Annotated in this window: 6 protein-coding genes and 1 pseudogene; 2 read left to right on the plus strand and 5 right to left on the minus strand. The window is 72.7% G+C overall.

What is annotated here, in order from left to right; all coding sequences use genetic code 11:
• The 5 genes and pseudogenes from AB0C29_RS26365 to AB0C29_RS26385 all read right to left on the minus strand — a co-directional run.
• On the minus strand, window positions 1–383 hold a 383-nt coding region (locus tag AB0C29_RS26365), incomplete at its 3' end, for a TIGR03086 family metal-binding protein (protein ID WP_360825229.1).
• Window positions 384–714: 331 nt separating this feature from the next.
• A pseudogene (locus tag AB0C29_RS26370) lies at window positions 715–1,227 on the minus strand (SDR family NAD(P)-dependent oxidoreductase); the annotation flags it as partial.
• Window positions 1,224–2,507, minus strand: a complete 1,284-nt coding sequence (locus AB0C29_RS26375) for an MFS transporter (protein WP_360825214.1) — start codon at window positions 2,505–2,507, stop codon at window positions 1,224–1,226. The pseudogene AB0C29_RS26370 and the gene AB0C29_RS26375, both read right to left, overlap by 4 nt.
• On the minus strand, window positions 2,504–3,727 hold the full coding sequence (locus AB0C29_RS26380; RefSeq protein WP_360825217.1) for an AMP-binding protein: 1,224 nt from the start codon (window positions 3,725–3,727) through the stop codon (window positions 2,504–2,506). Before AB0C29_RS26380 ends, AB0C29_RS26375 begins: the two co-directional genes overlap by 4 nt.
• Complete coding sequence (locus AB0C29_RS26385; RefSeq protein WP_360825220.1) at window positions 3,724–4,701, minus strand: hypothetical protein; 978 nt, start codon at window positions 4,699–4,701, stop codon at window positions 3,724–3,726. Before AB0C29_RS26385 ends, AB0C29_RS26380 begins: the two co-directional genes overlap by 4 nt.
• Window positions 4,702–4,798: 97 nt before the next feature.
• On the opposite strand from AB0C29_RS26385, the gene AB0C29_RS26390 reads away from it, so the two are divergent.
• Entirely contained in the window at window positions 4,799–6,055 is a 1,257-nt protein-coding gene (locus AB0C29_RS26390; RefSeq protein WP_360825223.1) for an ATP-grasp domain-containing protein, read from the plus strand.
• Window positions 6,055–6,935, plus strand: an 881-nt coding sequence (locus tag AB0C29_RS26395) for a biotin carboxylase (protein ID WP_360825226.1), incomplete at its 3' end; no start/stop codon positions are given. The genes AB0C29_RS26390 and AB0C29_RS26395, both read left to right, overlap by 1 nt.

Below are 6,935 nucleotides of genomic sequence, written 5' to 3' on the forward strand. Positions count from 1 at the left end.
CGGCCCCAGGCCGGATCGCGTCCCAGGAACGCGAGCAGCCGGTCCAGCGGGGGAGCGCCGTCATCCGCCGGCTGGGCGGGTGCGAAGGTCGCTTGTGGACGGCGGCGGCGCGGCCCATCCGGCACGTCGCGCTCGGCGATCTCCCGGACCGCCGCGATGACGTCGTCGGTGAAGGTGACCGGCCGCCCGATCGCCGCCGCCACGTCCCAGCCATGCACCACGTAGTCGAGCAGGTGGAAACCGAGCGCCTGCCGGGCCGGCAGCGAGATCCCGTCCCGGATCAGCGGCAGCCAGACGGTACGGTCCAGCGCTCCCTCGGCGGCGAACGCCGCGGTTACCTCCCGTGCGGACGCGGCGTACTCGGCCCGGGGGTCCGCGCCGATCTCGGTGTGCCAGTCCGCCGGTCCGGTGTGCTCGCCCCGGGCCGCCGGGGTCGGCCAGCTTCGTGCGGACGTACTGCTCGCCCCAGGCGCTCGTCATGATCCGGAACGGGGGTGCGTCGTCGGTGAGCGCCCGGACCAGCACCTCCGCCACCTCGGACGCGGACTGGGCGCCCGGGTGCCCGCCGCGTGCGACCCAGGCCAGGTAGTCGGCCAGCACCTCGGCGTACGGGCCGGCCTCGGCCAGCAGCGACTCGCGGGTGACGCCGGAGTTGGCCCCGAACGCGGTACCCAGCACCGGTCCCGGCTCGACCATGACCACCCGGACGCCCTGGCTCGCCGCGACCGGCGCGAGGCTCTCCATGAACCCCTCGACCGCGAACTTGGCCGCGGAGTACGCCTCGTTGAACGGCTGCCCGATCAGCCCGCGGGTGCTGCCCACGGTGACGATCCGGCCCCGGCTCGCGCGCAGGTGCGGCAGCGCCGCCCGGGTCACCGCGACCACGCCGAACAGGTTGACCTCCAGCCCAGCCCGGAACGGGGCCATCCCGGCGGTCTCCACACTGGCGAACGTGTTGGCCAGCCCGGCGTTGTTGACCAGGGCGTCGAGCCGGCCGTGGGTGTCCAGCACCGCGGCCAGGCAGGCGTCGACCGAGGCTTCGTCGGTGACGTCCATACGCCGTACGTCGAGCTTCACGCCGGCCGCGTCGGCGGCCTGCCGCAGCGGGTCCGCGCGGCCGGGATCGCGCAGCGTGGCGATCGTCGTGCAGCCGGCCTGCGCGGCCCGGACCGCGGTCGCCAGGCCGATCCCGGAGGAGCAGCCGGTGATCAGCACCACCCGACTCATGCGGCACCCGCCGCTGCGCTCTCCCGGGCGAGCCGGGCGTGGGTGGGGGCCAGGGGGATCCAGGCGAACAGGACCCCGATCAGCGTGCCGCCGACCATGGCGATCCGGGCCGCGTCCAGGACGCCCACCCGCGGGGTCAGCAGTTCGACCAGCACGCCGCCGAGCAGCGCCGCGAACGGGATGACACCCCAGGTGATCGTGCGGAACGCGGCGTGCGAGACGGCCTGGTCGGCCGGGCCGACCCGGGCCTGGCGGACCGCCGCGGTGCTGACGTTGTACCAGACCATGAACAGCCCGTAGAAGCTCAGCGTCACGCCGAGCACGAGCGCCGGCGGCAGCGCCGGTGCGGCCAGGATGCCCAGGCCGGCCAGGCAGTGCAGGAACACCGACCAGGGCATCAGCCGGTCGGCGCCGATCAGCCGGCTGACCCGCTGGGCGAGCAGCGCCCCGGCGACGGCGGCGACCGCGGCCACCGACATCACCGTGCCCAGCGTGGGCACGGACAGGTGCAGCCCCCGGTACGCCAGGATCGGCAGCACGGTCACGAAGATCGGGCCGCCCAGGTTGAGCAGCGTGGTGCCCAGGATGGTGCCCCGCAGGACCGGGTCGTTCCAGTTGAGGCGTACGCCGGCGACCAGCCGCGTCCACATCGGCTCGTGCTGCTGCGTGCGTACCCCGTACGGTCGCATCGCCCGCACGCCGACCGCCGAGATCAGGAAGGTCACCGCGTCGACCAGCAGTGACGCCACGCCGAGCAGGCGGTACAGCACGCTGGCCAGCGCCGGCCCCACCACCTCGGCGACGCTGCGGCTGCCCTCCAGCCGCGAGTACGCCCGCACCCGGCCCCCGGCCGGGACGATAGCCGCGATGGTGGCGACGTAGCCGATGTTGAAGAAGACCGACGCCGCGTTGGCCAGCACCACGACCACGAAGACCAGCGGCACGGACAGCACGCCGAGCCAGTACGCGACCGGGATGGCGGCGATGGCCAGCATCCGGATCAGGTCACACCAGATCAGCGTGCGGCGCAGGTCCCAGCGGTCCACCAGCACGCCGGCGGCCAGGCTGAGCAGCGGGATGGCCAGGTACTGGGCCATGCCGACCAGGCCCACCTGGAACGCCGAGGCGTGCAGCAGCAGGATCATCACGGTCGGCACCACGAACACGTTGATCCGGTCGCCGATGTTGCTGACCGACTGACCCAGCCACAGCAGGTTGAAGTCGCGCCCGAGCCCGCGGGCGGGGTCCTCGCGGGCCTGTGCGACGGCCGGTGAGCTCATGTCGCCTGCCGCTGGACCAGCGGGGAGACCTTGCCGGTGCGCTCGTTGTGGATCAGCGCGTCGGAGACGGTGACCGCCAGGGCCTCGGGGTCGCGCTGGAAGGCGGTGCTCGGGCCGCCGAACGCCGAGCCGAGGATGTGGTCGCGGACCCGCCCGGCGAGCCCGTCCGGCGTGCCCCGGGCCGGCACCACCAGCACCTCGCACGTGCTGCCGCGGGCCGGATACTCGGTGATGACCACCTGGCTCTGCGACACGCCGGGCACACCGGCCACCTCGCGCAGCAGGGCGTCCGCGTTGAGCAGCAGGCCGCGGAACTTCACCTCGCCGTCGCGCCGGCCCAGCACCCGCAGCGCCCGGCCGGGCACCCCGCAGGTGCAGGCGACCCACTCGCCGGCGTCGCCGGTCTGGTAGCGCAGCACCGGGTTGAGGCCGTGCGGCTTGAGCGACGTGAAGTCGATCAGCTGGTCGGCGCCGATGTGCACGAGCTGCGAGGGCAGCGGGTGCCAGGTGTCGTCGGCGCACTGCGGGGTGTTGGTGCCGGCGACCCAGGTCTCGGTGCTGCCGAACAGGCCCCAGCGGCGCGCCTGCGGCGCGACCACCGGCAGGTCCTCGTCCAGGCCGGGGTTCCAGGCCTCACCGAGCCAGAGCACGGTACGCAGGTCGGCCAGCTTGATCCCGAGCTCGCGGGCCCGGCCGATGATCGGGCGCAGGACGCTGGGCGTGCCACCGATCGAGGTGACCCCGCGATCGGCGAAGAACTCCAGCCAGACGTCGTACTCGGCGCGGTTGATCGCGCCCAGCCCGATCCCGGTGCAGCCGGTCAGGTCGGCGTAGGAGTTCATGAGGTAGTGCGCGCCCCACAGCTTGCCGGCGCCCCAGCCGTTGACGAACAGGTCGTCCGGGCCCAGCGGCTTCCACTGCTCGTACACCTCGGTCATGTACAGGCCGGTGGGCGCGTAACCCAGCTTGGGGGAGCCGGTGCTGCCGCCGCTCTGGAACGTCCAGGTGGCGCCGTGCTGCGCCTTGGGCCTGAGGTGTTCCAGCGCCACGTTCAGGTCGTCCTTGCGCATGACCGGCACGTGGACCAGGTCCTCGAGGCTGTCCAGGGCGACGATGTCGGCGTACCGGGCGGCCAGGGCCGGCACCGAGCGCAGCTTGGCCAGGGTGTCGGCGACGGTGGCCACCGCCAGCGGGGCGGCGGAGAAGAATTCCGTGGTCACAGCGCACCTCCGTGCAGTCGCGCGTGCCCGTCCCGGTACGCCAGGAAGCGGTCCCGGACGATCGCCCGGTTCTGCGCGACCACCTCGGGATCGCGCGAGTCGGGGCACATGATGGCGCCGTCCGGTTCCACCTCGGACAGCCAGAACCGTTCGCCGTCGTGCAGGAAGTCCACGCAGAAGTACGGCATCGGCAGCTTCTTGGCGAAGTAGTCCACCGCCGCGGCCAGCTCGTCCGGCAGCGGCGCGTAGTGCAGCCGTGCCCCGGTGCTGTACTGCGGGTAGCGGGCACCGTCGCCGGGGATGCGCACCAGCGTGGTGTGCGGCTTCCCGTCGACCATGTGGATCCGGTAGTCGGTGGTGGCCCGGCCCAGGTACGGCTGGAACACCAGCGTGGTGTCGCCGCCCTGGGCGAGGCTGAGCAGTCCCCGGACGTCGTGGGCGTCGTGGGCCATGTTGATGCCGCGCGAGGCGGCCCAGCCGGACGGCTTGACGATGGCCGGGTACGGCAGGTTCTCTACCGCCGGCAGGAACTCGTCGTACAGCAGGTCGCGGCCGGAGCCGATGCGCACGGTCGGCACCGGCGGGATCGGAGAGTCCTTGAGGAACAGCAGGGTGGCCAGCTTGTCGTTGCCGAGCGCGGCCAGCCAGCTCGGGTGCGGCAGATAGAAGCCGGCCTGCTCCAGCACGGCGTAGAGGGTGAACTGGTTGAACGCGTCCGCGGCCTGGTACGGCAGCGTGTACGGCGAGGTGACGAACAGGGTGTCCCGCGGGGTCACCAGGATCCCGTCGACGTACACCCGGGGGTTGCGGGGATCCAGGGCGTCCACCGTCACCGCTTCGGGCGCGGTCCGCTCCCAGCTCAGGCCCAGTTCCTTGGCCACCTCCTGATAGGTGCGCCAGAACGCGGCGTTCCACTGCGCCGCGGTCCGGGTCGACTCTCGGTCCGGGAAGATCCAGCACATGCGCTGCAACATGGGACGCAGCCTGCCGGGCGCCGCTTCAGATCCACCACGGATCCGCTGCGCAGCGGATCTGTAGCGAATCCGTAGCGCCCCCGGCCACGGTGGGGCGATGAGCGCTTCCCGAACCGTCGTGATGGTCGATGCGTACGCCCCGACCCGGCGCCTCGCGCCGGTGTTCCACCAGGCCGGTTACCAGGTGGTCCGGGTGCAGAGCACGCCGGAACCGCCGCTGGTGTACCAGGGCGCGTTCGACTTGTCCCCGTACGCGGCGAACATCGTGCACACCGGCGACCTGGCCGCCACGCTCGCGGCGATCCGCGGGCACGACCCCGTGGCCGTGGTGGCCGGGGGCGAGATCGGCGTGGAGTTCGCCGACCTGCTCGCCGCCGAGCTCGGCCTGCCCGGCAACGGCACCGCGCTGAGCGTCGCCCGCCGCGACAAGTATGTGCAGATCGAGACGTTGCGGGCCGCCGGCCTGCGGGCCACCGGGCAGCTGCTCGTGGAGAACGCGGAGCAGCTGGCCGCCTGGCACGAGGCCCGGGGCGGCCGGATCGTGGTGAAGCCGATCCGTAGTGCGGCCGGCGACGGGGTGCACTTCTGCGCCACGCCGCGGGAGTCGGTCGCCGCGTACCGCAAGATCCTGGGCAGCGAGAACATCTTCTCCCGCCGCAACGAGGCCGTCGTCGCCCAGGAGTACCTGGCCGGCGGCGAGTACGTGGTGGACACGGTCAGCTGCGACGGCGCGCACCAGGTCACCGACATCTGGAAGTACGACAAGCTCACCGCCAACGGCATCGTCGACCTGACCTGCGGCGTCCGGTTGCTGCCCCGGCACGGCGCGGTCCAGCAGGCGCTGGTGCCGTACGCGTTCGCGGTCCTCGAGGCGCTGGGCATCCGCTACGGCGCCGCGCACCTGGAGATCAAGCTGACCCCGCAGGGGCCGTGCCTGGTCGAGGTCGGCGCCCGGATGGCCGGTCTGGACCTGCCCGGCTTCTGCCAGCCCGCGCTGGGTGAGGGCCAGCTGGAGTGGATCGTCGACGCGTACGTGCGCCCGCAGCGCTTCGCCGCCCGGGTCGGCACCGACTACGAGATCAGGAAGCACGTGGTCAGCGCCTGGGCGGTGTCCACGGTGGAGGCGCGGCTCAAGGCGTACCCGCTGATCGGGGTGATCGAGGGCCTGGAGAGCCTCTACGACATCCGCCCGGTGGTGGCCCCGGGAGGCAGGCTGCGGCGCACCGTCGACGACCTGAGCACCCCGCTGATCGTCAACCTGATGCACCCGATCGAGGAGGTCGTCGACCGCGACTTCGGCACGTTCCGCTACCTGGACGGCCCGGCGTTCTACGAGCTGGCCGAGGACAACTGATGCCGGCCCGGCCGCACATCGTGGTCATCCACCGCTGGCGGGCCCGCTACGCCGAGTACGCCCGCTACCTCGACCATCACACGCACACCGTCACCTACGTCGCCACCGAGGTCGGGGCGTCGGCGGTGCCCCCGGAAGCGGCCGCCGTGCTGCTGGTCGACGCGACCGACGACCTGCCCGCCGTGACGGAACGGGTCAAGCAACTGGCCCACGAGTTCGGGCCGCCGGCCGCGATCGTCGCGCTCAAGGAGGACGACCTGCTGGTCGCCGCGCAGCTGCGGCAGGAGTGGGGCTGCGCCGGGTGGACACCGGGGGAGCTGCGCCCCTACCGGGACAAGGTGACGATGAGCGGGATGGTGGCCGGGGCGGGCCTGGCGGTGCCGGCCTTCACGACCGTACGGGAGGCGGCGACCGTCCGCGCCTTCGGTGACCGGTACGGCTGGCCGGTGATCGTCAAACCGCGCACGGGCAGCTCCAGCGCCGGTGTCGTACGCGTGGACGGCCCTGGTGACCTGCGCGAGGTGGATTTCACCGGCCGGCCCCGGCTGATGGCCCAGTCGTTCGACCCGCGCCCGATCCACCACGTGGACGGCTACTTCGACGGCGTGGCGCTCGGCCCGTACCGGGTGTCGCGGTACCTGAACACCTGCCTCGGCTTCCGGGGCGGCACCCCGCTCGGCTCGGTGGAGGAGGACGATCCCGGCCTGGTGCGGGCCGTCGGCGCGTACGCGATGCGGGCGCTGACCGCCCTCTCCGACCGGCCCGTCGTGTTCCACCTGGAGTTGTTCGTCGACCGCGCCACCGGCGAGTGCGCGTTCCTGGAGGTCGGCGCCCGGGCGGGCGGCGCGGAGATCCCGTTCCTGTGGCGTGAGGTGCACGG

It is taken from the genome of Actinoplanes sp. NPDC048791 (genome assembly GCF_040650095.1).
In the GTDB taxonomy this organism is placed as follows: Bacteria; Actinomycetota; Actinomycetes; order Mycobacteriales; family Micromonosporaceae; genus Actinoplanes.

Excerpts from the sequence above, each read along its gene's own strand:
- AB0C29_RS26375 (WP_360825214.1), bottom strand. The coding sequence starts at position 2,507 with ATGAGCTCACCGGCCGTCGCACAGGCCCGCGAGGACCCCGCCCGCGGG.
- AB0C29_RS26385 (WP_360825220.1), bottom strand. The coding sequence starts at position 4,701 with ATGTTGCAGCGCATGTGCTGGATCTTCCCGGACCGAGAGTCGACCCGG.
- AB0C29_RS26390 (WP_360825223.1), top strand. The coding sequence starts at position 4,799 with ATGAGCGCTTCCCGAACCGTCGTGATGGTCGATGCGTACGCCCCGACC.